This is a genomic window from Sphingobacterium sp. SGR-19 (assembly GCF_011043555.1).
Taxonomy (GTDB): domain Bacteria; phylum Bacteroidota; class Bacteroidia; order Sphingobacteriales; family Sphingobacteriaceae; genus Sphingobacterium.
On sequence record NZ_JAAKGS010000001.1, the window covers coordinates 715,547 to 741,805 of the forward strand.

A 26,259-nucleotide genomic window follows, 5' to 3' on the forward strand; every position below is an offset into this window, starting at 1 on the left:
TTGAAGTTTTTTGTGTTCCCGGCGGGGGTCGAACCCACATCGTCAGAACCGGAATCTGAAATTCTATCCATTGAACTACGGGAACTGCGCTGGCAAAAATACTACTTTTTGCATTACTTTAAAATCTAAATGAAAATTTTTAAAAGACAGCATTATATTGAAAGTGGGATTTCGGCTCCGCTCAATCGCCACTTTCGTCTCTCAATTTTCAACTGCTTAGTGATCATGGTCACCTTCATGAACCAAATGCACGGGTACTTCTAGGTCCAGGTCATTTGCTCCAGTAAATTTGGTAAAATCTTTATTGTTCCAATCGGAGGCTTTGATATTTTCCTTCACACCTGGGTTTAAATGGCGGAGCACATAACGTAGTACAAAGATATCTGCTTCTTTACGAACCGTTAAGTAACCTGTAACGCCCACGTTTACTGTTTTTCCATTGGCATCTTGATCTGCATATTCATACTCCAGACTTCCCGTTTCGTCGCCTAAAATAAATGCTTGGTGAGTCTCTGCACGATCTACAAATGTTTGTTGGCTTTCACGTCCTAAAAAATCTGTGGATTTCAATTCTAATCGATAACTTTTGTCTACTTTCAGATGAAGGTGTGCATTCACGGGCGGAGCCAGATCTTTACCTTCAAATTTAACTGATATCGTCTCAGCGCCTTCAATATCATGGTAATGGTAATGGCCCTCGTGTAACTCCCGTTTTACCTCTGTAAAAACCAATGTTGCTATCCCCACTTCCTCTTGGTCTTCTTCTGGTATGGGGTCATCTTTTGAACAAGATGGCGCAAAGAAAAGTATGCTAATTGCTAAAATAAAAAGATTAATCTGTTTCATGATTTTGATAATTCTAAAATTGATAAGAAATTTTTACATTCACATTTCTACCCATCTGGTGAGCGAAATACCTAAAACGATCCATATAATCCTTATAGGAACTATTGAATAGATTTTCTACAGACAGCATCACATTCCATGATCTGTCGGTATGATTGTCTGCTTTGATCTGCTTATTCACCACGACATCAAACAAATGATAAGCCGGTGGTGGCGCCACGTAATCCATACCGTCGTTATATTGGGTTTGCTTTGCCACAAAGCGATGAGCAAATTTGATATAGCTCTCCGGTTCAGATTCGCCCAGATAAGACAGAGAAAGTGCTTGTTGAAGACGTGCTGATGGAATATAAGGGAGATAGCTATCCAATTCTACATTACGGGCACGAACCAGAGATGCGCTTGCGTCATAATGTAATCTATTCAGAAACGCATAGCGTAAACGTAAATCAGCGCCATAAAAGAAAGCATCGTGCTGCTGATAAGCGAACAGCGGAAACGTACCTCGAATCGTTTGACGAACAGCATCTGGGTTGGGTTGTGCATAGATATAACCATACAACATCTGTGCGTACACATCTATCGTTGCCTGGAGACGTTCATCACTCCATATAAAAGCATTTATCCATTTCAGTCCTTTTTCACTACGGAGATCAGGATTTCCCAATTCATAGGTCGCACTTCCATGATGCACACCATCGCTATACAATTCATTCACGGAAGGCGCCCGCCAAGCCAAACCAATATTACTTTTCCAACTTAGTTTAGATGAAAAATGATAAAGGGTACCGGCTGTCCCTGAAGCGTTGTGAAACCTGCGCGTATCCGTTAGGAGATATTGCTCGATCGTTCCATCGTCCGCAATTACGCTCCGCCGATAACGATACCCTGCGATATCCAAATATTTAAAGTCATAGCGACCACCTATCTCCGCATGCCATCTATCTATATGGAATTGATGTACTGCAAATATTCCTGCTGCGTAGCTATCGAAGTTGGGAATAATAGGCGTCGTACCTGTACCCGGTGTATTATTATTAACCTGTATCAAAGATTGTACGCCTATCGAACTATGCCCTTGCTTCACAACGACATCCAAGCTTTGTGTTGTCAATACCATATCCGCCATGGGGATATCGTCCGATTCTACCCTCCGCAAATCATATTCCCGACGATGGTTCCGTTGCAATCCATATTGCACCTCCAATTTACGGTCGGCCTGAAACCGATGCTCCCAAGAGGCTTTAACTAAATCGTGTGTTACTTTTTGTCGGGGTGCCTCGATCTGATAACTAAAATCGTACGTTTCAAAAGGACGTCCGTAATCGATACGCGCTTGAATATCTTCAACCGTACCGATGTGTGCACCCCGAAAGATGCCCAGTTGTGTTCCAAAATGACTAAAATACAATTCTAGTTGATTTCTGTCCCGTTTATATTGCAATGTCCCAGCATAATTCAGTTCCTCTATACCCGTATTACCCAAAAAGTAATCAGCCGTTTTATAACTCCCCAACTTTTTACCGCTAGCTTGCATGCGCCAACCTAATCCTGGCAATGCCTTTACAGCACCCTCAACACGTATATTTATAGCTCCTCCACGTCCATTCGACTGCCCTATCAGATCCACATCTCCCGTCCATTCCTTATCTAAATCAATATCATTTGCCGAGGCTAGTATAACACCGCCTAAAGCATCTGCCCCATACCGCACACCTTGCGCACCTTTCACTACCTCCAAATGGTCTGCTGTAAAAGGATCTATTTCAGGTGCATGTTCGGCGCCCCACTGCTGTCCTTCTTGGCGGATGCCATTGTTCAGGATAAGAATCCGATTGCTATGAAGCCCGTTGATAACGGGTTTCACGATACTGCTTCCCATTCCTATAGTAGATACGCCCGAAATATCCCTTAAAGATTCCGCCAGCGTTTTCCCTTTGTTTTCTTGTGCTTCTTGTGTGGAAAGACGATGTACGCTATGGGATAATTCACCACGACGCCCGATAACCTCCACATCCTGTAAGTGGATGGAATCCTGTTCTTTTGTAGGCACGGGGCGTTCTTGTTGTCCGTTACATAAGCCGATAAAAAGCCATAGCATCCCTAATAGGGCTAAGCATTTGTATTGCATTTATTCAAAAAATTTTATGAATGATATAAATCTGAATGTCGTGGATTTATATATATCGGGGTGGGTCTTTATTCTGCTGCAGACGCTCTGCTCCATCCTGACAGGACAAATAGTATAGTCCGTAGAGCAGACTTGTATGCTCTTTTACCGCTATATCGGGTAACAAAGTATCAAACACGAACTGATGGCCTATTTGATGAAAAACGAACCAACAAAGCGCACATTCATCTGCCTCAGGATGTTCTTGATGATCCGAAGACGAACAATCATGGTGATGTGTAACATCATGCGTATAGTGAAGTCCACTGCTTGTTGATAAAACAACCAATGTCATGATCACACCTATAAACCGTCCTATCTTTGCTATCATAAGATGGGCTCAAAGATACATCAAATGCAATTGTATTGCAAATTAAAGTTTACCCAGTTGCATTAAGCCGATATTTATGATCTGGGATGGTATTGCGTAATGACCGATTGCAAATAGTCTTTATCGATATGCGTATAAATTTCCGTAGTCGTTATGCTCTCATGGCCAAGCATATCTTGAACCGCACGCAAATCCGCTCCACCTTCCACTAAATGAGAAGCAAACGAATGACGAAATGTGTGGGGGCTAATAGTTTTTGTTAAGCTTATTTTCTTTGCCAAATCTTTGATAATAAGGAATACCATGACACGCGTCAGCTGCTTCCCTCTCCTATTTAGAAATACGATGTCTTCATGCCCCATTTGCAGTGGAATATGAGGGCGGACTTCTTCCAAATATATTTTCAAGTATTTAACAGCCTGATGTCCGATAGGAATAAGACGCTCCTTACTCCCTTTCCCTTCTACTTTGATAAACTCGACATCTAGGTAAAGATTGGAAATTTTTAGTGTAACCAGTTCAGAAACACGTAGGCCACATCCGTATAATACTTCCAAGATGGCTTTATTGCGCATTCCCTCTAATGTAGATAAATCAATAGCCGCAATCAGCGCATCGATCTCTTCGATATTCAGCACACTGGGAATTTTACGGTTTAATCTAGGGGATTCCAATAATTCAGTGGGGTTGTTTTTTCTATCATATTCGATCTGAAGAAATGTAAAAAACGTCCTCAATCCCGAAAGGAGTCGAGCTTGTGTAAAAGGCGAAATACTAAAGTCATTTATAAAAACGAGAAATTGTTGTATGAAACGGGTATCTATCTGGTTCAGTTCTGTTTTTTTAAAGCTGCAATACGCTTCCAACTTTTGTACATCATTTAAATAGGCATCTATAGAATGGTTTGATAGATTACGCTCCAATTGCAAGTAGCGCTTGAAATCATTTTTCACGATGTCCCATTTCATGCTACCAAAGGTACTGAAAACAAATAATTTTCAATAACTTCGCAGCATTATGGCAAAATTAATCAATCCAAAAGCCCTTAAAGACTTTTTAGATTCAAGTACAGGAGGAGGTATATTATTATTTTTATGCCTTATTTTATCGCTAATCATTGCGAACAGTCCATTATCTGAGGCATTCAATAATTTACTTGGCACCCATTTGGGATTTGAGAACTCCAGCATTCATCTTCGATATAGCGTAGCCGATTGGATAAATGATGGGCTGATGGTGATTTTCTTTTTGTTGGTAGGATTAGAAATAAAACGAGAGTTGGTAGAAGGGGAATTATCTTCTCCACGCCAAGCCGCCTTACCTATATTATCTGCTATTGGTGGTGCTTTGGTTCCCGCGCTCATCTACACATTGTTCAATGCAGGAACAGAAACCCATCATGGCTGGGGCATTCCGATGGCAACGGATATCGCATTTGCACTTGCCGTTATTTCGATGCTGGGAAAACGTGTACCAACAAGTCTCAAGGTTTTCTTAGCTGCACTGGCTATCGTAGATGACTTACTTGCGATTCTAGTTATTGCTGTCTTCTATTCTACCGAGCTTCACTTTGCTTATTTACTATATGCAGGAGCCATTTTATTATTGCTTGTAGCATTTAACCGTTTTGGCATACGAAATTTATGGCTATATCTTATTCCCGGCATCTTTATCTGGTATTTCATCCATCACTCTGGCATTCATGCTACGATTGCTGGTGTCTTGGTTGCCATGACCATTCCGACCAACGATAGCGACGTCGAATCTCCACTTGAAAAACTAGAGCATGCCATTGCCAAACCGGTCAATTTCATTATCGTTCCCTTATTTGCCATAGCCAATACTGCCATCACCTTTCAAAGTGAGATGATTGGTGGATTGACATCGAATATGGGGCTTGGTATTATGGTTGGACTTTTCGTTGGGAAAACAATTGGCATCTTTAGCACTTCTTTCCTGTGTATAAAATCTGGCCTTGCTCAATTACCTGATAAAGCGACATGGGCACATATCATGGGGGTTGGCATGTTAGCAGGAATCGGTTTTACCATGTCTATTTTTGTCTCGCTCCTTTCATTTAGTGACCCGCTACATGTTGAGGAAGCAAAGTTAGCCGTTTTACTGGGCTCGTTAGTATCTGGACTCTGCGGTTACTTATTTTTAAAAGCGATGAGCAAACGAAAACAAGTATAATAAAAAAAGGCAGGTCGTAACCTGCCTTTTTTCTATCTAATATTTTTTCTAAAATCCTGTTGGTTCTACCGGTTCGTCCTGCGTAGGCACGTCCGTTTCTGCAGTCTCCGGCGCTTTATCGATCAGCTCCATAAACTGATCCAGTTTCGGCGTAATGATAATTTGCGTACGACGGTTTCTTGCTTTGCCATCGGGTGTCGTATTGTCGGCAACAGGATTGTATTCGCCTCGTCCGCCGGCTGTCAGACGTTTCGGTTCAACACCATATTGGTCTTGTAATGCTTGTACAACAGATGAAGCCCTTAATACACTTAAATCCCAGTTGTTTCGGATATTCTTTTGCGAAATCGGATCTGTATCGGTATTACCCTCAATCAACACATCATATTCTCTATAATCTTGAATGATCTTCGCAATTTTACTAAGTGTTTCTCCTGCTCTGTCGGAAATTTCGTAGCTACCAGAACGGTAAAGCATATTATCAGATAGTGATATATATACTACACCTTTTAATACTTTCACGTCTACATCACGCAATTCTTCGCGGCTCAATGAGCGGGTCAAATTGTTTGTCAGCACCATATTAAGCGAATCACTTTTGTTTTTCGTATTTACCAAATGCTGAATGTATCTGTTTGACGCGTTAATCTCATCAACCAATTTCGAAATATTCACATTTCCTTGCGTATTTTGGCTGATACTCATGTCCAACGTTCCTTGGAGACGCTGTAACGCGTCCCGTAAGGATGCATTGTTTTTGCGTTCGATTTCCAACAGCTCTTCCAAATTTTTAACTTTTGTACGACTTTCCGCCAACTCCATTTGGCTTTGTTGATAACGTTCGGTCAAATCCTGATGCTGCATTTGTAATGCGGCATATCTTTTCTTTCCTCCACAACTAGCGAGGAATAAACCAGAAATCAGGACGGCCATGATGATTATTCTTCTATTTATCATATGTTGACATTTTGTTCCCTAATACCAAGCTATGCAAAAGTGATGCCTAAAAATTTTCAGATAATCGCGGTGTTGAAAATATATTAAATCGTTATTTTTAAACAAAAAAAATGAAGATTCTCTGTACTTCTGATATTTACCAATGGGAACAAGCCACCATGTTGAGCCAAAATCTTGCTCCTGCTGAATTGATGGAACGGGCAGCGGAAGCATTGTTTCAAGCTATACAGCAATATGTTGGCGAACGACAGGCCTCTTTTGTGATCCTATGTGGCTTTGGCAATAATGGCGGTGATGGTCTAGCTGTGGGGAGGATGTTACAGGCCGCAGGACATATCGTTAACGTCTATCTGCTAGCGCATACAGTTTACAGCACAGAAAACGAAATTAATCAACAACGTCTACGGGATATGGAGATACCTATTTCTGCGTTGGCACCAGAAAGTTTTTTGGAAGTTCCAGAAAAAAGCATCCTTATTGACGCCCTATTTGGATATGGTTTATCCCGTCCATTAGATGACGACTGGAAAGCACTCATTGATCAGATTAATACTGCTCCCAATCCGGTATTGTCCGTCGACATCCCTTCCGGACTTTTTGCAGACAAACCGACGCCCATAGAAGCTCCTATTGTACAAGCAACCGTAACGTATACTTTTGCTTGTCCTAAACTTAGCCTCCTCTTTCCAAAATACGCTGCTTTTTCAGGAAATTTACAAATACTGGATATTGGCTTAAGAAAGGACATACAAAACACATTATCAACAAACTACAATTATATACAGAAAGAAAACATTCAAGCGTTAACGCGTCCACTAAAAAAGTTTTCCCATAAGGGGACTTACGGCCATACGTATATCGTCGGGGGGCGCTATGGCAGTATCGGAGCCGCTGTCTTAGCCGGTAAAGCGGCGTTAAAAACGGGCTGCGGATTGATAACAGCGTATATTCCCACTTGCGGTTACACCGTATTGCAGAGCGCTTTTCCGGAAGCGCAAGTACAAACTGACCCACTTGAAACGCATATCAGCATGCTTCCGGAACAAATCACAGATTACGATGCTGTCGGCATAGGTATGGGTATGGGAACACATCAAGATACGGAAAACACGTTACGCCAGCTATTTGAGCGGTTTAAACTAACGTCCAAAATACCAGCTATGTTATTCGATGCGGACGCCATAAATATCTTAGCTAGAAATCCTGACTGGCATGCCCTCATCCCATCGAATAGTATTTTGACCCCTCATCCTAGAGAACTGGAGCGTTTAATCGGCACATGGACAGATGACTTTGAAAAAATCGACAAAGTTCGTGACTGGAGCCGCCTTTACCAACAGATCGTCGTCGTGAAAGGAGCAAATAGTGCTATTGTTTTAACAGATGGCACGGTACACTTCAATTCTACAGGTAATCCGGGTATGGCCACCGGCGGTAGCGGCGACGTACTTTCTGGGATTATCACGTCTTTGTTAGCCCAGCGTTACCCACCAGCTGATGCTGCTTTATTAGGTGTATACTTACATGGTTTAGCGGGTGACATTGCGGCCATATCTATTCACAAAAAAAGCATTACAGCTACCGATATTATTAATCACTTATCAGCAGCATGGCAACATGTTTCCTGTGATTCGTAATTAACTTCGTTGAGCTCGCAAAACCCGGTTAACTTCGTTGAGTCCGCCAGCTGACGGGTTCGTAACTCGTTATTCATCGTGTATAATTTCCCTTAAAATCTTTATCTTTGAAAATCACAAACCCCATTTATCATTGATGAAACTGGACATCGGATATGCTATCTTTTTCTTCTTATTTCTGGTAATTCACAATATGGCGACGGCACAGCTAATGAAAGCCAAGGAATTATTCAACAAAGCAGATTCCCTCCGTGGTACACTGACACCTCTTCGGACGTGCTATGATATCAACTACTATCATCTCGACATCAAGGTAGATGTAAACAATCGCTTTATATCAGGTAGTAATCTATTTAAATTTGAGATTGTTGAAGATTTCAAAAGACTACAATTTGATCTTTTTGAAAACCTTTCGGTAGACCGTGTGGAATATCAAGGGAAAGAGCTACCTTTTGAGCGGTCTTATAATGCTGTTTTTGTAGACTTTCCCGACATTATCCAGAAAGGAAAGATCGACTCTTTTAAAGTCTATTATTCCGGCACCCCTATTGCCGCTACCCGCGCACCTTGGGATGGCGGGTTCGATTGGAAAACAGATAGCAAAGGAAAACCTTGGGTAGCTACTGCCTGTCAGGGTCTAGGTGCCAGCGTATGGTGGCCTAATAAAGATCATCAATCAGACGAAGTGGATAGTATGTTGATTTCCGTTGCCGTTCCAAGCGAGGTGATAAATGTCTCCAATGGTAGATTGGTAAAGACCGAAAAGCTAGATAAACATTACACCAAATACCATTGGAAAGTGAACAACCCGATAAACAATTATAATGTCGCATTGAACATTGGAGATTATGCGCATTTTACCGAAACTTATTCCGGAGAAGAGGGTCCGCTTTCCATCGACTACTATGTATTAAAAGAAAACAAAAACAAAATCAATCATTTACAAAGAAATTGTAAAGAAACACTAGAGGCTTTTGAGTATTGGTTTGGACCTTATCCATTTTATGAAGATGGTTATAAATTAGTAGAAACCGCCCACCTTGGTATGGAGCACCAAAGTGCTATTGCGTATGGCAATAAGTTCCAAAACGGTTACTTAGGTAATGACGGCTCGGGTACAGGATGGGGCTTAAAATGGGACTTCATTATCGTTCACGAATCTGGTCATGAATGGTTTGGGAACAACATCACGGCTGAAGATCTAGCCGACATGTGGATACACGAGAGTTTCACTAATTATTCGGAATCACTTTTCATCGACTATCACTATGGAAAAGAGGCTGGTCAAGCTTACGTAAACGGTAACCGACAAGGCATTTTGAATGACAAACCGCTGCAAGGCCCCTATGGAGTCAATAAAGAAGGTTCGGGCGACATGTACCTTAAAGGTGGTGTGTTACACAACATGATTCGAACTATCATTGACAACGACGATGTCTGGCGTTCTGTCCTCCGGGGGTTGAACAGCAAATTCTACCATCAAACGGTAGATTATCAAGATATCCTAATGTATCTGAACAGCGTATCTGGTATAGATTTTACGAAAGTATTCGAGCAATATATTCAGTATAAAGCTATTCCTGTATTGGAAATCGTACGACGAGATGACGGGAAGGTATTTTGTCGTTGGATTGCCGAGACACCTGACTTTAGGATGCCTGTGCATATTGGGAAAAAAGGACACCCCAAAATACGTTATGAAGTTGGTTCCAGCTTCCAGGCTTTACCCTTAAAAGTGGCCAGTACAAAAGAATTGGAGATCGATACATTTAATTATTATATAGGGGTATTGGGGTTGTAGATAAAACCATTTTTTTTACTTAGGTTTGCATTAAATTTGAAAACAAGACAATATATACTTCATGGGGTTATTTAACTGGTTTACGCAAGAAGTTGCTATCGATTTAGGGACAGCAAACACCCTAATTATACACAATGACAAAGTAGTAGTGGACGAACCTTCTATTGTCGCTTTTGACCGTACCACCAACAAGGTGATTGCTATCGGAAGACAAGCGATGCAGATGGAGGGAAAGACCCACGATAATATAAAAACGGTAAGACCATTACGCGATGGTGTGATAGCGGATTTCACAGCTGCTGAGCATTTGATCCGCGGGATGGTAAAGTTAGTGAACAAAGGTAAATCTTGGTTTTTTCCTTCATTGAGAATGGTCGTTTGTATTCCTTCGGGCATTACAGAAGTAGAAAAACGTGCCGTCCGTGATTCAGCTGAAATAGCAGGAGCTAAAGAGGTCTACTTGATTCACGAACCCATGGCAGCTGCAGTTGGTATAGGGATTGATGTGGAAGAGCCGGTCGGTAACATGATCATCGATATCGGTGGCGGTACCACAGAAATTGCTGTTATCGCTCTTTCTGGTATCGTCTGCGACCAGTCTATCCGCGTAGCAGGAGACAATTTTGATTCAGACATCGTGCAATATATCCGTCGTCAGCATAATATTATGATCGGGGAACGCACGGCAGAGAAAATTAAGATTGAAGTGGGTGCAGCTCTTCCGGAGCTTTCAGAGCCACCGGCAGATTTCGCCGTACAAGGCCGGGATCTCATGACGGGAATCCCAAAACAGATTACTGTGTCATATACGGAGATAGCACATTGTTTGGATAAATCTATTTCGAAAATCGAAGAAGCCATCCTAAAGGCCTTAGAAATTACGCCTCCTGAATTATCAGCGGATATATACCAAACCGGTATATACCTCACAGGAGGAGGTGCGCTATTACGGGGCTTAGACAAACGCATACAAGCAAAAACAAAACTTCCTGTACATGTAGCTGAAGACCCGCTACGTGCTGTGGTTAGAGGCACAGGGATAGCGTTGAAAAACATTGGAAGATTTAAATTTTTAATGCAGTAAGGGTGTTACAATGAGAAACCTTTGGCTATTTCTAGTTAGATATAATGCTATATTTTGGTTTATTCTCTTTTTTGTAGTATCCATTATCTTAGTTGTTCGTAACAACAATTTCCAACGTTCTTCTTTTATCAATTCATCAAATGTTATCATTGGTTCGTATTATGAACAAGTGAACTCCTGGAAAAGTTATCTCTCCTTAAATGAAACGAATAAGGAATTGGCGGCTGAAAATGTGCTATTGAGGCAACAGATCCAAAATCTTCTTCAAGCTGATACTTCTGCAGACACCGTTCATATTATAGATTCCATCGAACAAGGACGATATGCTTTTATTGTAGCGAATGTTGCCAACAACAGTATCCATAGAAAAAATAACTATCTTACACTTGACAAGGGGTCTGCTGATGGTGTAGAGACCGGTATGGGGGTTATTACCTCCAACGGGGTTGTCGGCGTGGTGCTCCAAACCTCTCCTCATTTTAGTTCTGTACAGTCGCTGTTGCACCCCGATACTAGAATTTCTGTTACGTTGGATAGCTCCGAAGTAATCGGCTCATTAGTTTGGGGAAGCAGCATAGATCCCCGTTACGGGATGGTAAGAGATATCCCAAATCACGTCCAGGTCAAGAAGGGCGAAAAAGTATATACTTCTGGGTTTTCTTTATTTCCGGCAGGCATCCAGGTAGGAAAAATCGTAGAAACAGGTATAAAATCTGGAGAGAGCTTTTTAGATTTAAAGATCGAGTTATCTACAAATTTCAGTAATTTACATCATGTATATGTCGTAAAAGACTTATTAATTAAAGAAAAAGAAGAACTAGAAGCTGACAGCCAAGACAATGGGTAGAGTAATAATCATAAATATTTTCCGATTTATTATCATGATATTGTTACAGGTAGCCTTATTTAAAAATATCGGCTATTACAATGTCGCGACTACTTATCCGTATATCTTTTTCATCCTTCTTTTACCGATAGGGTTACCAAACTTATTATTGTTTCTGATCTCCTTTTTAGCGGGATTAACCATAGATGCTTTTTATGATTCCGTTGGCGTACATGCGGCAGCATGCGTGGGCTTAGCACTATTTCGCATATTTTTCCATAAGATCACTATAGAAGTCGAGCTAAAAGAGTCTTTTAATACCCCTTCCTTAGGGATAATGGGCACGAAATGGTTCTTATCCTATGTGTTTTTTGGTACATTTGTACATCATTTCTTTCTTTTTCTTATAGAAACGTTTACGTTCTCTAATTTTCTGTATACACTGGCAAGTACTGTTTTAAGTAGTATATTTACAACTTGTATCATCCTATTGATGAGTTTGCTGGTTTATAAAAGAAAGTCACGCATTGGTAGCATTTAAATAAGGAGCTTTACGTTCATGAATAGTTTTTTCGCTCGTAAATTTGTTATTCAGGGAATTTTCATCACGATCGCAGTCGTTATAGTAGCTCGTCTATTCTACATTCAAGTTATTGACAAAACTTATTTATTGTCAGCTAATAACAATGTATTACGTAAAGTAGTTGTATATCCGGCAAGAGGTGTTGTATATGACAGAAATGGAAAAGTTTTGGTACAAAACGAACCAGTATACGACTTGTTGGTGACCCCTATTGAAGCAAAAGAAATTGACACGGCGCTTTTGTGTCAGCTTATTGACATCGACCATGAGGGGTTCCAAACAAGAATGAATAAAGCCCGTACACATTCCCCTTACCGTCCTTCCATATTTGAAAAACAATTATCTGCAACAACTTATGCACAATTACAAGAGCACTTGTATAAATTCCGTGGATTTTATGTGCAAAACCGGACCGTCAGAAGCTATCCAGATAGTATTGCGCCACAACTTCTAGGGTATATCCAAGAGGTAAATGACAAAGATATTGAACGATCTGAAGGTTTTTATCGTCCGGGTGACTATATTGGTGCAAGTGGTATCGAACGGTCTTACGAAGAACTGTTACGTGGGCAGCGAGGTGTAAGAAACCAGATGGTAGATGCGCTCAATCGACCAAAAGGTTCTTTTATGGAGGGTAAATACGACACGCTTGCAGTTGCCGGAGATGGTTTGGTTTCAACTATCGACCGCGATCTGCAAATGTTGGCGGAAAAGCTCATGAAAAATAAGATGGGCTCTGTTGTTGCCATTGAACCGGCTACTGGAGAAATCTTAACGTTTGTTAGTGCGCCATCCTACGATCCGAATTTGATGGTGGGAAGGCAAAGGGGCAACAACTATATGAAACTTTTACGGGACGAGACACGTCCTTTGTTTATTCGCCCTATCCAAGCCTCCTATCCCCCGGGATCGGTTTTTAAGGTGGTTGCTGCATTAACGGCACAGCAAGCGGGTGTTATTGACGAAAAAACCGTGTTCTATTGCCCTGGTGGATACCGTTATGGAGGAGGCAGAGCAATCATGCGATGTACCCACGTAGACGGTGCTACCACTTTGGCAAAGTCAATACAGACATCTTGCAATACATACTATGGATACACATACGCACGGATGATTGACTCTCGGGGCATGTCTGGTCCGAAAGCTTACGATCTCTGGCGTGAAGCATTGAGTAAATTTGGCCTAGGTCATACCTTGGGCATAGACCTTCCGGGTGAAAAGCCAGGTCTAATACCTACTTCCGATTTTTATACCAAGCGTTATGGCAATGATAAATGGCGTTCCAGTTTTAATATTTCTTTGTCTATCGGGCAAGGTGAAATGGGCATAACGCCACTGCAAATGGCTAACATAATGGCGATCGTCGCCAATCGTGGCTTTTATTACCGCCCGCATCTGGTTAAAGCAATTGGTGAAAAAGGAATAGTAAAAGATGAATTTAAAGAAAAAATAAGCGCCGGCGTAGATGCAAAGTACTATGAGCCTGTTATCGAGGGAATGCACCGCGCGGTGAATGTTCCGGGTGGAACGGGATACCGGGTACGCGTTCCGGGTGTGGAAATGTGTGGAAAGACAGGTACCGTACAGAACCCCCATGGTGAAAACCATGCGGTATTCTTTGCTTTTGCCCCGCGTGAAAACCCTAAAATAGCCATTGCAGTGTTTGTAGAAAACGCCGGGTATGGTGGCGTCTGGGCGGGACCGATTGTCAATATGCTCGTCGAAAAATACCTCAAGGATACTATCTCTTTACCCAAATATGAGCAAGACCGCATTTTTAATGCAAGTTTCCTTCCTGAGCCCAAGGTCAAAAAAGAAGAGGAAGTGAACAAAACCACGTCGGACAGGAAGAAGCAAACAAGACGACATAAGACACCGGAAGCACAGGCTACAGAACCGAGGCGCGAGTTTTTCGTACATCACAGCCAGATAAGAAAGGGACATCAGTAGAATGAGAGAGAAAAATTTTTTTGGTCGCATCGACTGGTTCACTATTTTGTTATGGTTCGCTCTCTGCTTAATCGGCTGGTTCAATATATATGCGGCCGTTTACGATCCAGAACAGCCCAGTATTTTTAGTATGGCAACAAATTACGGCAAGCAATCAATTTATATTTTTACTGCTTTGATTATCGGATTCAGCATTCTGATTATCGATGCCAAGTTTTTTATTTCAGCCTCTCCACTCATCTATATTATCACCGTTTTATTACTGATATTGGTATTGATTGTCGGTCGGAATGTTGGGGGAAATCAAGCTTGGATACCGTTGGGAAGTTTTCGTTTACAGCCGTCCGAATTCGGGAAACTGGCTACTTGTTTACTCCTTGCATCCTATCTAAGCTCTCAAGCTAATAAAAACCCGAATATTAAAACCCTGTTTATAGGAACCTCGATTGTTCTCTTTCCCGTCGCATTGGTCATGCTTCAGCCCGACACAGGGTCTGCATTGGCATTCTTCGCCTTGATTTTTGTTTTTTATCGCGAAGGTTATGTCGGGAACACACTCTTGTTGTTAGGCGGCCTAGCCATTCTTTTGTTTATATTGGCGCTTTTAGTCAATCAATGGATTATTATCAGTATGTTGGCAGTCATCGCTGGATTACTGATTTATTCATTACGGAAAAAACGCAAATATATTATCAACGTTGGTATACTCTTTTTGGCATGCAGTGTGTATGTCCTTTGTGTAGATTACGCCTACGAACATGTTTTACAGTCGCATCAACGTGACCGCATTGATATTATTCTGGGAAAAATAGATGATCCCCGGGGAACAGGATATAATCTCAATCAATCTAAGATAGCCATCGGTTCGGGACAACTGCTCGGTAAGGGTTTTCTGCAAGGGACCCAAACTAAATACAAATTCGTCCCCGAGCAAAGTACCGATTTTATTTTCTGTACCATCGGTGAAGAATGGGGATTCGTAGGTTCTACGATACTTATCGCCATCTATCTTACATTGCTGCTCCGTTTGGTCAACATCGCGGAGCGCCAACGGACGGCTTTTGCACGGATTTATGCTTATGGGGTCGCCTCTATCTTATTTTTTCATTTCTTTATTAATATCGGCATGACGATTGGTATAGTACCGGTTATTGGCATCCCTCTCCCCTTCATCAGCTACGGCGGTTCTTCTTTATGGAGCTTTACTATTCTCCTTTTTATTTTATTGCGGTTTGATTCAAGTCGTAAAGGGTTAAATGGGTGATCCCCAAAAGCCAATTGTGCTCCATCTATTTACACAGCACAAAGGGCCAGCTTCTATTTCTTAAATAAATTCGATAACTTTAACACACGATACAGCAGAACATGATATGATAAAGACGATTGTTAAAGAACATCCCTTAAAAGATATTACACTCGATTTTGATGATGAAATTACACCGCCTCCATTTGAACAGGAGGCCTTACAATCCTATTATGAGGCGCATGATAAGACATGGGAAGTTAAAGAACACGTATCGAAAATAAAAGCCGAACTAAAAGCGGCAGACGATACCATCGAAGATCTGTCTTTTCGACGTTTAGGCATAGAACAAGAGTTGGAAATACTAGAAGATTGGCTCGGTGTGACGGAATTGGAGGATAAAGAACTTTTTGATGGCGAAATTACCATTGATATCGGCACCTTTTTTACTGTCTGCGACAAACATAACGTCGATATACAAAATCTCTATGAAAAAATAGTCGACCTAACGGAGATATACAACCGTGATATAGAAAATATCTACGAAGATGATGCAGTGATCAATCCGGAATATTTCAGTGCACTCGATGAGGTTTATCCACGCTATGAGGAGGTGTCCGTCCATACCGTATCGTTAGATGATGATCATCAAGCGTTTCTAGAGGAATACGGAAAAGTAGAAGAACTTTTCTTTCATTACACAGAATTAGCAAAAGAAATATTTGACAAATACAAAAACCTAGTTGAAACAACTCAAATTGTCTATCGTCGGGTCGAAGTAATAGATCAGTTGATAAGAGATAAGTTAAAAAAAGAAGGAAAGTAATCAAAGCTGGCTAAATCCTTTCCAGCACAAAACGTATAGCCTTGTCTACAATCTCTTTCGGGTTGTCCAAAAACGCATCGTGTACTCTATTTGCAAGAATAGCGTTAACAGAAAGAGCATGATGTCCAAACATATTTGCTAAAGCATAAATGCCTGCCGTTTCCATCTCCAGGTTCGTAATCGATCTTCCCTGTAGCTTAAATGCGTTTGCTTTTCGTACAAGATCAGGATATACATTTCTTGTTCTCATTGACCGACCTTGCCCATAAAACCCCGGTGTGGTCATTGTTATACCTTTTGGAAGATCGCGAGCTATCCGATTGATTAGCCTTTTACTGGCACTGCCAATATAAGGGATAAAACCCAATGTCCCAAAATGGTTCATTACGGCATGTTGGATATCTTTTTCTTCTTCCGAATAATTTTTCACATAATACTGCATCAGTGCATCAAAACCTATTGCATATTCGCTAGCCAAGATGGTACCCATCCGAATATCACTTTGTATCGAACCGGAGGTTCCGATACGGATAATATCCAAGCTAGTTAACTGTTCTTTTAATGTACGTGTTTCAAAGTCAATATTGACCAATGCATCAATTTCATTGAAAACGATATCAATATTATCCGTACCAATCCCGGTGGAGATAACCGAAATACGCTTATTTCTCAATACGCCTGTATGAGTAATAAACTCACGTTTTCCTTTTTTTAAATCGATTCTGTCAAAATAACGAGATACTTCTCCTACTCTATCGGGATCCCCCACTAAAACAATGGTGGATGCCAAATCCTTTGGCAACAGATTAAGGTGATAAATACTTCCGTCGGCATTAAGTATCAGTTCTGAATCAGCTATCATAAAGTATGAAGATATGCATATTGAACATCATCTAACTTGTCGAGCTTTTGGACAACTTGGTTAACTAGTAACTTCCTCACTTCAACATCCATAGAACAGTTGTTATCGAACTCTTGTTTTAAAATAGGCAAATTTTCTTCCTTAACCAAACGCATAACATCATTCATCTGCAAATAGTCAAAAGTAATTCGATAAACATCGTTAACTGTTTTCTCCACAATTTCAGCAGTCTCTAGCGCTTCTTGTGTAGCTGTTTTATAAGCATTTATCAATCCCGGAACACCCAATAACGTGCCGCCGAAGTAACGTACCACCACAACCAATACGTTGGTGACCTCCTTGGATAACAAGGTGTTTAAAATAGGGCGACCTGCGGTTCCAGACGGCTCCCCATCATCGTTCAATCGAAAAATAGAACGATCTGGCGTTAAGCGGTATGCCCAGCAGTGATGCCTTGCCTTGGGATGTAGCGCCTTTAGTTCAGCGATGATATCTTTTAGTGTATCCTCACTTTTAAAAGGATAAGCGTAAGCAATGAACTTGCTACCCTTATCTCTGAACAGTCCTTCACTTGGTTCTTCAATGGTTAAATATGTATCTTCAAATAAACTCACAGATATGCTATAATTAAAACGGAAATAACAGCTAATAATAACCCTATCTTATTCAATCGTGTCAGACGTTCGCCAAAAAAACCGACACCAACAATCGCTCCTAACAAAATAACACCAATGTTCATCCCCGTAAAGACGACAGACGGACTGTTCGATAATGCTTGATGGGCCTCCATGTAAAACAAGATATTACCAAAGTTAAACAATCCCAAAAGGATTCCCCAAATGACAGACTTAAATTGTATACGTTCTTTCTTGATTGCAATGCGGTAAGTGAGTAAAAGAAACGAAACGACGATAGCCAAAATAAATATCAACAACATGGAATAAGTATAAGGTACTTGTCTATAAAGCGCTACTTTTTTGAATAAAATATCAATAATCCCCATTCCGAAAAAAACCATCACCGCATAACCCCACGCTCCTTTGCTTTTGGCTATACCACCTTTCTTCCATCCAATAGAACATAGGATGGCTGCAATGCCTACTGCTATACCCGCCAATTTGAACACACCTATACTTTCATGAAAAATAAAAAATGCGGCTAACAATGGAATAAACAACGAAAGGCGTTGCGCAATTTCCGTTTTAACTATACCGCTATATTGAATAGCGTACGCAATGCATAAAAATATCAATGGTAGAAGTAATGCTAACGACAAATATAATCCCCAGGGCAATGCACTTAATGGAACGGTCGTCGCTCCCGGCTTTAAAAACAATAAAGTCGCCAGTGCTGCCACCGGGTAATTCCATACAATAAGATGGAGATGCTGTATCCCACGCTGTTTAGCCAACTTAATGACGACAGATACAGTAACGCTGCAAATAACGCTGATGAGTACGTATAACATAGAAAAAACAAAGGAATGAAATTATGTATTCTTCTCCAAACCGGACTATGGCCGATTTACGAACCGGATCCATTTATAAAAAGTAATATATTTTAATGTAAACTAGTCAAATTACATCGACGAAATATGTGGTTTTATATCTATTTTTTTATTAAAAAAATTAACAAAAAATACACATAAAAACAATATAAAAAAAGTCATACAAAGTATAAATAAATACGCACTATCAACACCATTATAAAATTAAAGAATTGAAAACAAGAAACTTAAATATAAATTAAAACATAAAAATGGTTTAAAAAAAAATATTTATTTAAAACAAATAGTAGTCAAAATTTATATAAAAAAACACAATTTTTACACTTAAAAATCAACGACAAAAAACAATTATTTTTAAATATATTTTGCATATATAAAATAATAGTTCTACTTTTGGATTGTAGAATTTGAGACATGATGATACACAACACATATTTTTATTTTGGCAACTTTTACTTTAAAACGTAAAGCCGGGATTTTATGTGTTTGTGTGAATAGACAAAAAGTCCCGGATGATGTTCGGGACTTTTTTTGTAGGACGAGCTCATTGATACCTGAAACACTTAACTCATCAATATAATAATTGGATGAAAACAAAAATTGCAATACAGGGCGTTAAAGCCTCCTTTCACGAAGAAGCCGCTCATAAATATTTCGGCGATGAGGATATCGAAATTTTGGAGTGCGAATCTTTCAAAAAGACTTGTGAAATGCTTAAACACGGCAAAGCGGATTATGTCGTTATGGCAATAGAAAACGCAATTGCGGGCAGCATTTTACCTAATTACAATCTACTTCGCGATTATAAATTCCATATCATTGGCGAAGTACACTTAAATATACAGCAAAACTTGTTGGCATTACCTGGCGCAAAACTTGCAGATATAAAATTCGTTGAATCACACCCGATTGCTATCCGTCAATGCGATGAATTTTTAAGTGAACATCCGGATTGGACAATAAAGGAGGGCATGGATACTGCCGCCTGTGCCAAAAGCATTATCGAAAATAAGCTTACCAATACCGCGGCAATTGCCAGTATAGCAGCAGCCGAACTATATGGCTTAGAAATTCTGGAAAAAAGAATAGAAACCAATAAGAAAAATGCGACACGTTTCTTGATCTTATCAAACGAGATTATCGAGCAAAAAAATGCAAACAAAGCTTCCCTATCTTTTCAAACAGGAAACGCGGTAGGTGCTTTAGCCAATGTGTTACAGTGTTTCGCAGAACAAAATGTGAATCTGAGCAAAATCCAATCTATGCCTGTAATTGGTCGTCGAAACGAATATGATTTCTATGTAGATGTGGAATGGAAAAAGCAAAGCGACTACGATGCGGCTATCCGCAAAGTACTAAAACACACGATAAATTTCACCATTATGGGGGAATATGTAAAAAATGAAAAAGTATAGTATAAAAAGATTAAGTATAAAAATATGAAACATACATTAGACATCGTTCCTTTAAAATCTTGGATAGATACAGGCGATAAACCGTTGATCATTGCAGGGCCCTGCAGCGCGGAGACCGAAGAACAGGTAGTCTCTACCGCGCACCTATTGGCAAACACAGGAAAAGTAAATGTTTTACGTGCGGGTATCTGGAAACCGCGTACTCGTCCAGGCGAATTTGAAGGAATAGGCAGCGTAGGTTTGGAATGGCTAAAAAGAGCCAAAGCAGAAACAGGTCTATTGACCGCAACAGAGGTAGCTACGGCCAAACATGTAGAAGAAGCGTTAGCTGCTGGAATAGACATCCTATGGGTAGGCGCGCGTTCTACGGCAAATCCATTTACTGTACAGGAAATTGCAGATGCTTTACAAGGCGTTGATGTACCGGTATTAGTTAAAAATCCGGTCAACCCAGATCTTTCCTTATGGATTGGCGCATTAGAACGCATAAACCGCGCGGGTATTAAAAAATTAGGTGCTATCCACCGTGGATTCTCTTCTTTTGAGAAAACTGCTTTCCGTAACGAACCGATGTGGGATTTAGCCGTCCAGTTGAAATCAGCCTGTCCGGAGCTTCCTATCATCAATGACCCTAGCCACATCTGTGGAAATCGCGAACTGCTCCCTTACATTGCACAAAAGGCAATGGATATGGACCAACAGGGTTTGATTGTAGAATCACATATCGATCCTTCGGTAGCGTGGACTGACGCAAAACAACAAGTAACTCCTGCTGCATTGGCAGACTTGATCGACCACTTATCGGTTCGCCATCCAGAATCCAACAATCCAGTTTTCGATGATAAACTTGCCGAATTGCGTCAGCAAATAGATAAGTTAGACGATGCAATCCTCAAGCAAATTGGTGACCGCATGAAAATTGCTGAAAAAATCGGTGAGTACAAACGTGATAATAACGTAACTATCCTACAGGTTAGTCGTTGGGATGAAATCGTAGAAAAAAGAGTTCAACTTGCGAAAGCATTGTCACTTAGCGAAGACTTTGCAACTAAATACCTGGAATTGTTGCACAACGAGTCTATTCGCAAGCAAAATGAAGTGATGAACGCAAAATCTGTGGCGGAGGCGTAAATGAGTTCAACACCACTTACACTTCGTCGTCCGTCGAAAGTAATACAAGGCACGGTTCAACTTACTGGTTCCAAATCAGAGAGTAACCGTGCTCTTATTATACAAGCGCTAAGCCGAGGAGCAGTTAAAGTAGAAAATCTATCCGCTGCTGCTGATACTGTTATTATGAATAAGGCGCTTACATTGGCTGACACATCCCGTGAAACAGGAGAAACCATTACGGTGGATATTGGCCCGGCAGGAACAGCTATGCGTTTCCTTACCTCTTATCTGAATCTGGTAGAAGGCAACTTTATCCTCACCGGTACGGAACGTATGCAACAGCGACCTATCGGCATCCTAGTAGACGCATTGAAAACACTCGGTGCAAACATTGATTATGAGAAAAAGGATGGCTTTCCACCGTTGGTAATCAAAGGGGGCATGGCACAGGATAAACAGAAAGTTCGAATACAAGGGAATGTTAGTAGTCAATATTTGTCTTCCCTCCTCCTCATTGCCGCCTCCCTAAAACAAGGACTCGTACTGGAAATTGAGGGAGAACTGACATCCAGACCTTACGTCACGATGACCTTGGACATGTTGCAGGAAGCCGGAATAGCCCATACTTGGACAGACAATACTATTGAAATAGCACCGCAGGAATTTAAACCGACAACAATTTATGTTGAGCCGGATTGGAGTGCGGCTTCCTATTGGTACGCCATGGTCGCTTTATCCGAAAAGGGTGAAGTCGTGTTACCTGGTTTAAAAGCCCACAGCCTACAGGGCGACATCGCCATTGTGGATATCATGACACACTTTGGGGTAGCTAGCTCTTTTCAGGATGACGGATTACATATTGCAAAGGTTAACGAAGGCTCTGATAAGGTATTATTTGATTTTAAGGCATGTCCGGATTTGGCACAAACAATTGTTGCATTGGCAGCGGCAATCCGTCGCGATATCTCTATAACCGGAGTAGAAACCCTAAAAATCAAGGAAACAGACAGACTCACCGCACTAAAGAATGAGATAGAAAAATTTGGAGCCACTATTACAGCGGACGGGGAAACCTATCATGTCAAAGCACACGAAGTCTATGTGCCAAAACAAATCACGTTTGACACATACGAAGATCATCGGATGGCCATGGCATTCGCACCATTGGCATTGATTTTTGACGAAATAACGATTAAAGACCCCGTGGTAGTAGAGAAGTCTTATCCCGATTTTTGGGAACACTTGCAACAACAGGGTTTCACCATCAAGCAATAGGCAAACAGTTAAACAACTAGAAAAAAAATACATCATGGCAGGAAATTCATTTGGTAACCTTTTTAAGATAACAACCTTCGGCGAATCGCATGGAAAAGCAATTGGTGTTATTATTGATGGTTGCCCCCCCAATATTGATATAGACGAAGATTTTATACAATCGGAGTTGGATAAGCGAAAGCCGGGGCAATCTAAAATTACAACGCAACGTAAGGAAAGTGATGTTGCTCAAATCCTATCGGGAGTTTTCGAAGGAAAATCAACAGGTACACCTATTGCTGTATTGATACCAAATGAAGACCAACGATCTAAAGACTATTCCCATATTTCGGATAAATACCGTCCATCGCATGCAGACTACACGTATCAACAGAAGTATGGTATCCGGGATTATCGTGGTGGGGGACGATCTTCTGCAAGAGAAACAGCAGCACGGGTTGCGGCGGGCGCCATAGCCAAGCTGTACCTCAGGAACCAGGGCATTGAAATTTTTGCCCATGTTTCGGCTGTTGGCACTTTAGAAGCTCCAAACTTGGATATCACTAATTTATCAGCGCTACTCGATGTACGGGAAAGCAACATCGCCCGTTGCGCAGATCCTGCAACAGCAAATGAAATGATTGCCCTTATTGATTCTATAAGAAAAGCAGGAGACACTATTGGCGGAAAAATATCGACGGTGGTCCGCGGTGTACCTGCCGGACTTGGCGAACCGGTTTTTGACAAATTACACGCGGATCTAGGAAAGGCTATGTTGAGCATTAACGCTGTTCATGGATTTGAATACGGTTCGGGATTCAGCGGTTCGGAGATGCAAGGCTCCGAACACAACGATATATTTGTGAAAGAAAAAGAGCAAGTACGCACCCGCACTAATTTCTCAGGCGGGATCCAAGGCGGTATTTCCAACGGCATGGATATTACGTTCCGTACAGCTTTCAAACCTGTTGCTACAATTATGCGTGATCAGGAAACACTAAACGAGGACGGTGATAGCACCATCATCTCCGGTAAAGGACGCCACGATCCCTGTGTTGTGTCACGCGCTGTCATCATTGTTGAAGCCATGACGGCACTGGTGTTAGCTGACCACCTGTTGCGATTTAAGGCGTATAAAGATTAACTGTAGAGACGCCCTGTCGGCGTCTCTACCTAGTTATAACTAAAACAATCTCGGAAAGGCGCTTTCATTATATTCACTCATCATCTCGTATGCCAGCTCAACGACATCGTCTACGGAAGGTTTTGTAAAATAATCACCATCAGACCCATAGGGCGGGCGGTTGGGTTTGGCAGTAAGCGTTCTAGGTTGTCCGTCCAACAGATAATAGCCATTTTGCTTTTCCAATATCTCCTGCATAATAAATGCTGTTGCACCACCCGGCATATCTTCATCTACCACCAGTAGTTTATTGGTCTTCTCCAACGATTGGCGACAAATTTCTGTTCGGTCGAAAGGTTGTAAACATTGTGCATCGATAATTTCTAGAGAAATACCTAACTTTTCCAATTCAATAGCAGCCTCCTGTACGACACGCAACGTGGCACCATACGATACGACCGTAATATCCCTCCCTTCGCGTATCTGTTCCGCCACCCCAATTGGCACCATAAAATCACCTACATTAGCGGGCATTTTTTCCTTCAATCGGTAGCCGTTCAAACATTCTATCACCAGCGCCGGTTCATCAGAACGCAAAAGTACATTATACATTCCCGCCGCTTGTGTCATATTACGCGGCACACAAATATGTAAACCACGAAGTCCACCAAGGAGTACCGTCATTGGTGATCCGGAATGCCAGATACCTTCTAATCGATGGCCTCTGGTGCGGATAATGACAGGAGCTTTCTGCGTTCCTTTGGTACGGTAGCTCAAACATGCCAAATCATCACTTAATACCGGCATGGCATAGATCAAGTAATCGAGATATTGGATTTCAGCAATAGGGCGCAAACCGCGCAAAGCCAAGCCAATACCCTTTCCGATAATAGCGGACTCACGGATACCGGTATCAAAAATACGTAATTCGCCAAACTGTTCTTGCAGTCCTGCAAAACCTTGATTAACATCTCCTATTTTCCCAACGTCTTCGCCAAACGCAACAATACGCTCATCACGTCTGAAATTGGCATCAAAACAAGCATTCAATACTTCTCTACCATCCACAATAGAGACATCCTGATCATAATGGGCAGATGTGCCGTCTTTTTTTAATGGAGAATCGAGTGTATCAGAAAATAACTTATCGTTATAGCGATCAAAATTTTGCACCTGTTTTTGGGCATACCAAGTCATCAAAGCATCCTTTTCGGGCGAATGTATTCCTCGCAAATCGCGAATTGCCCTTCTTACATTGCCATAGACTTCCTTCAAAGATGGTTCTGCCAACGACTGCAAGGTCTTTAGTGGCACTTCGACCATCGGATTGTCAATAGCCGATAACAATGTTATTGCTTCATCTAAATCAACTTGAAGGGTCTTATGATAGTCCGCCCAAGCACGCCGCTGTTCCTGACGGACAAAATCTTTGGCTTCTTTCTCCAGATCCTTTAATTCCTCTTCTTGCGCAATACCCGATTGCAACAACCAATCCCGCATCTTCAGATTACAGTCGAATGCATCTTCCCATTCTAGTCGTTCGGTCGATTTATAGCGCTCATGTGATCCAGATGTAGAGTGCCCTTGTGGCTGCGTCAACTCTGTAACATGAACAACACATGGTACATGCTCCTCTCGGGCATAACGAGCCGCTTGTTCGTAAACTTCGCATAAAGCCGGATAATCCCAGCCACGTACTTTGAATATTTCGATACCGTTACTACCGTTTTCACGTTGAAAACCTTTCAGCACTTCGGATATATCGGCTTTCGCCGTTTGCACCTCGTTCGGAACAGATATTCCATAGCCATCATCCCAAACGGAAATAACAACCGGAATTTGCTTTACCGCAGCGGCATTAAGTGTTTCCCAAAAAACGCCTTCTGATGTAGAAGCGTTCCCAATGGTACAAAAAACAACTTCTCTCCCTTGGCGCGAAAAATAGGTGAGATAATCCAGATTTCGATTTTCCTTATATAATTTAGATGCTAAACCTAGTCCCATAACACGCGCCATCTGTCCGCCTGTTGTCGAAATATCAGAAGCGGAGTTCTTCCGCTCTGTCTGATTTAACCAATCCCCCTCCTTATCAAGTAGTTGCGTAGAAAAATGGCAATTCATTTGCCGGCCACCAGAGGATATATCAGCTTCCAGATTAGGGTTGGCATATAGTTGCGAAAAGAAATGATAGATACTAGATATACCTAAAGCAAAGGCAAATGTTTGATCCCGGTAATAGCCAGAGCGCCAGTCACCGGGTTGGAATACCTTAGCTAAGGCAATTTGCGCAATCTCTTTACCATCACCAAATACCCCGAATTTTGCCTTTCCAGTTAACACCTCCTTACGACCCGATAGGCTTGCAATCCGGCTTTCAACCGCTAATCTATAATCGTTTAAAATGATTTCACGAAAATCGTCAAAACTGATTTTTGACGTTTCAAAATCACTGTTTATATTCATGGTGATATTAGACATATTTAACCAATGGTTTCAACAAAAGTAGTAAAATATACGTGTTATTGGAAATAGCAGCAA

The 26,259-nt window shown here is 41.3% G+C and carries 22 protein-coding genes and 1 tRNA gene; 13 read left to right on the forward strand and 10 right to left on the reverse strand.

Annotation, left to right across the window (positions count from 1 at the left end; genetic code table 11):
- Positions 1-13: 13 nt before the first annotated feature.
- The 5 genes from G5B43_RS03175 to xerD all read right to left on the reverse strand — a co-directional run bounded on the left by G5B43_RS03175 (position 14) and on the right by xerD (position 4,315).
- Positions 14-85, reverse strand: a tRNA-Arg gene (locus tag G5B43_RS03175).
- 131 nt (positions 86-216) lie between these two features.
- On the reverse strand, positions 217-846 hold the full coding sequence (locus G5B43_RS03180; RefSeq protein ID WP_165293242.1) for a hypothetical protein: 630 nt from the start codon (positions 844-846) through the stop codon (positions 217-219).
- A 13-nt stretch (positions 847-859) separates the two neighbouring features.
- Complete coding sequence (locus G5B43_RS03185; protein WP_165293243.1) at positions 860-2,977, reverse strand: TonB-dependent receptor; 2,118 nt, start codon at positions 2,975-2,977, stop codon at positions 860-862.
- Positions 2,978-3,023: 46 nt separating this feature from the next.
- Complete coding sequence (locus tag G5B43_RS03190; RefSeq protein ID WP_165293244.1) at positions 3,024-3,347, reverse strand: hypothetical protein; 324 nt, start codon at positions 3,345-3,347, stop codon at positions 3,024-3,026.
- A gap of 74 nt (positions 3,348-3,421) precedes the next feature.
- The gene (gene xerD, locus G5B43_RS03195) at positions 3,422-4,315 is read right to left on the reverse strand and encodes a site-specific tyrosine recombinase XerD (RefSeq protein WP_165293245.1); all 894 of its coding nucleotides are present in this window, start codon (positions 4,313-4,315) and stop codon (positions 3,422-3,424) included.
- 49 nt (positions 4,316-4,364) lie between these two features.
- Between xerD and nhaA the strand changes: the two genes are divergently transcribed.
- Positions 4,365-5,540: a Na+/H+ antiporter NhaA gene (nhaA, locus tag G5B43_RS03200; protein WP_165293246.1), complete on the forward strand. Its 1,176-nt coding sequence runs from the start codon at positions 4,365-4,367 to the stop codon at positions 5,538-5,540.
- Between the two features lie 48 nt (positions 5,541-5,588).
- On the opposite strand, the gene G5B43_RS03205 is transcribed toward nhaA, so the two are convergent.
- Positions 5,589-6,497, reverse strand: a complete 909-nt coding sequence (locus tag G5B43_RS03205; RefSeq protein ID WP_165293247.1) for a flagellar motor protein MotB — start codon at positions 6,495-6,497, stop codon at positions 5,589-5,591.
- 110 nt (positions 6,498-6,607) lie between these two features.
- Here G5B43_RS03205 and G5B43_RS03210 point away from each other — a divergent pair, with 110 nt between their 5' ends.
- From G5B43_RS03210 to G5B43_RS03245, 8 genes are all read left to right on the forward strand, one after another.
- A complete protein-coding gene (locus G5B43_RS03210) occupies positions 6,608-8,134 on the forward strand; it encodes an NAD(P)H-hydrate dehydratase (RefSeq protein WP_165293248.1) in 1,527 nt (508 codons plus the stop codon).
- A gap of 136 nt (positions 8,135-8,270) precedes the next feature.
- Positions 8,271-9,935: a M1 family metallopeptidase gene (locus G5B43_RS03215; protein ID WP_206367209.1), complete on the forward strand. Its 1,665-nt coding sequence runs from the start codon at positions 8,271-8,273 to the stop codon at positions 9,933-9,935.
- Positions 9,936-9,996: 61 nt separating this feature from the next.
- The gene (locus G5B43_RS03220) at positions 9,997-11,019 is read left to right on the forward strand and encodes a rod shape-determining protein (RefSeq protein ID WP_165293249.1); all 1,023 of its coding nucleotides are present in this window, start codon (positions 9,997-9,999) and stop codon (positions 11,017-11,019) included.
- 10 nt (positions 11,020-11,029) lie between these two features.
- Entirely contained in the window at positions 11,030-11,866 is an 837-nt protein-coding gene (mreC, locus tag G5B43_RS03225) for a rod shape-determining protein MreC (protein WP_165293250.1), read from the forward strand.
- Positions 11,859-12,386 (forward strand): rod shape-determining protein MreD, encoded by a 528-nt coding sequence (locus G5B43_RS03230; RefSeq protein ID WP_165293251.1) that lies wholly within the window; start codon positions 11,859-11,861, stop codon positions 12,384-12,386. Before mreC ends, G5B43_RS03230 begins: the two co-directional genes overlap by 8 nt.
- A gap of 18 nt (positions 12,387-12,404) precedes the next feature.
- Entirely contained in the window at positions 12,405-14,378 is a 1,974-nt protein-coding gene (gene mrdA, locus G5B43_RS03235) for a penicillin-binding protein 2 (protein ID WP_165293252.1), read from the forward strand.
- A gap of 1 nt (position 14,379) precedes the next feature.
- Positions 14,380-15,642 (forward strand): rod shape-determining protein RodA, encoded by a 1,263-nt coding sequence (rodA, locus tag G5B43_RS03240; RefSeq protein WP_206367210.1) that lies wholly within the window; start codon positions 14,380-14,382, stop codon positions 15,640-15,642.
- Between the two features lie 106 nt (positions 15,643-15,748).
- Positions 15,749-16,447, forward strand: coding sequence for a hypothetical protein (locus G5B43_RS03245; RefSeq protein ID WP_165293253.1), 699 nt, complete (start codon positions 15,749-15,751; stop codon positions 16,445-16,447).
- 10 nt (positions 16,448-16,457) lie between these two features.
- On the opposite strand, the gene G5B43_RS03250 is transcribed toward G5B43_RS03245, so the two are convergent.
- From G5B43_RS03250 to G5B43_RS03260, 3 genes are read right to left on the reverse strand one after another with little or no spacing between them, the layout of a single operon-like run.
- Positions 16,458-17,309 carry a nucleoside phosphorylase gene (locus G5B43_RS03250; RefSeq protein WP_165293254.1) on the reverse strand — a complete coding sequence of 284 codons (852 nt, stop codon included), beginning with the start codon at positions 17,307-17,309 and terminating at the stop codon, positions 16,458-16,460.
- Entirely contained in the window at positions 17,306-17,923 is a 618-nt protein-coding gene (locus G5B43_RS03255; RefSeq protein WP_165293255.1) for an IMPACT family protein, read from the reverse strand. The genes G5B43_RS03250 and G5B43_RS03255 overlap by 4 nt, the downstream gene beginning before the upstream one ends.
- Entirely contained in the window at positions 17,920-18,777 is an 858-nt protein-coding gene (locus G5B43_RS03260; protein WP_165293256.1) for a DMT family transporter, read from the reverse strand. Before G5B43_RS03260 ends, G5B43_RS03255 begins: the two co-directional genes overlap by 4 nt.
- Positions 18,778-19,403: 626 nt before the next feature.
- Between G5B43_RS03260 and G5B43_RS03265 the strand changes: the two genes are divergently transcribed.
- The 4 genes from G5B43_RS03265 to aroC are packed head-to-tail and all read left to right on the forward strand — an operon-like array spanning position 19,404 to position 23,742.
- Positions 19,404-20,231, forward strand: a complete 828-nt coding sequence (locus G5B43_RS03265) for a prephenate dehydratase (protein ID WP_165293257.1) — start codon at positions 19,404-19,406, stop codon at positions 20,229-20,231.
- Between the two features lie 24 nt (positions 20,232-20,255).
- Positions 20,256-21,362 carry a chorismate mutase gene (locus tag G5B43_RS03270; protein WP_165293258.1) on the forward strand — a complete coding sequence of 369 codons (1,107 nt, stop codon included), beginning with the start codon at positions 20,256-20,258 and terminating at the stop codon, positions 21,360-21,362.
- Positions 21,363-22,619, forward strand: a complete 1,257-nt coding sequence (aroA, locus tag G5B43_RS03275) for a 3-phosphoshikimate 1-carboxyvinyltransferase (RefSeq protein ID WP_165293259.1) — start codon at positions 21,363-21,365, stop codon at positions 22,617-22,619.
- Positions 22,620-22,653: 34 nt separating this feature from the next.
- Positions 22,654-23,742: a chorismate synthase gene (gene aroC / locus G5B43_RS03280; RefSeq protein WP_165293260.1), complete on the forward strand. Its 1,089-nt coding sequence runs from the start codon at positions 22,654-22,656 to the stop codon at positions 23,740-23,742.
- Between the two features lie 39 nt (positions 23,743-23,781).
- On the opposite strand, the gene G5B43_RS03285 is transcribed toward aroC, so the two are convergent.
- Entirely contained in the window at positions 23,782-26,199 is a 2,418-nt protein-coding gene (locus G5B43_RS03285) for a thiamine pyrophosphate-dependent enzyme (RefSeq protein ID WP_165293261.1), read from the reverse strand.
- Between the last annotated feature and the right edge of the window lie 60 nt (positions 26,200-26,259).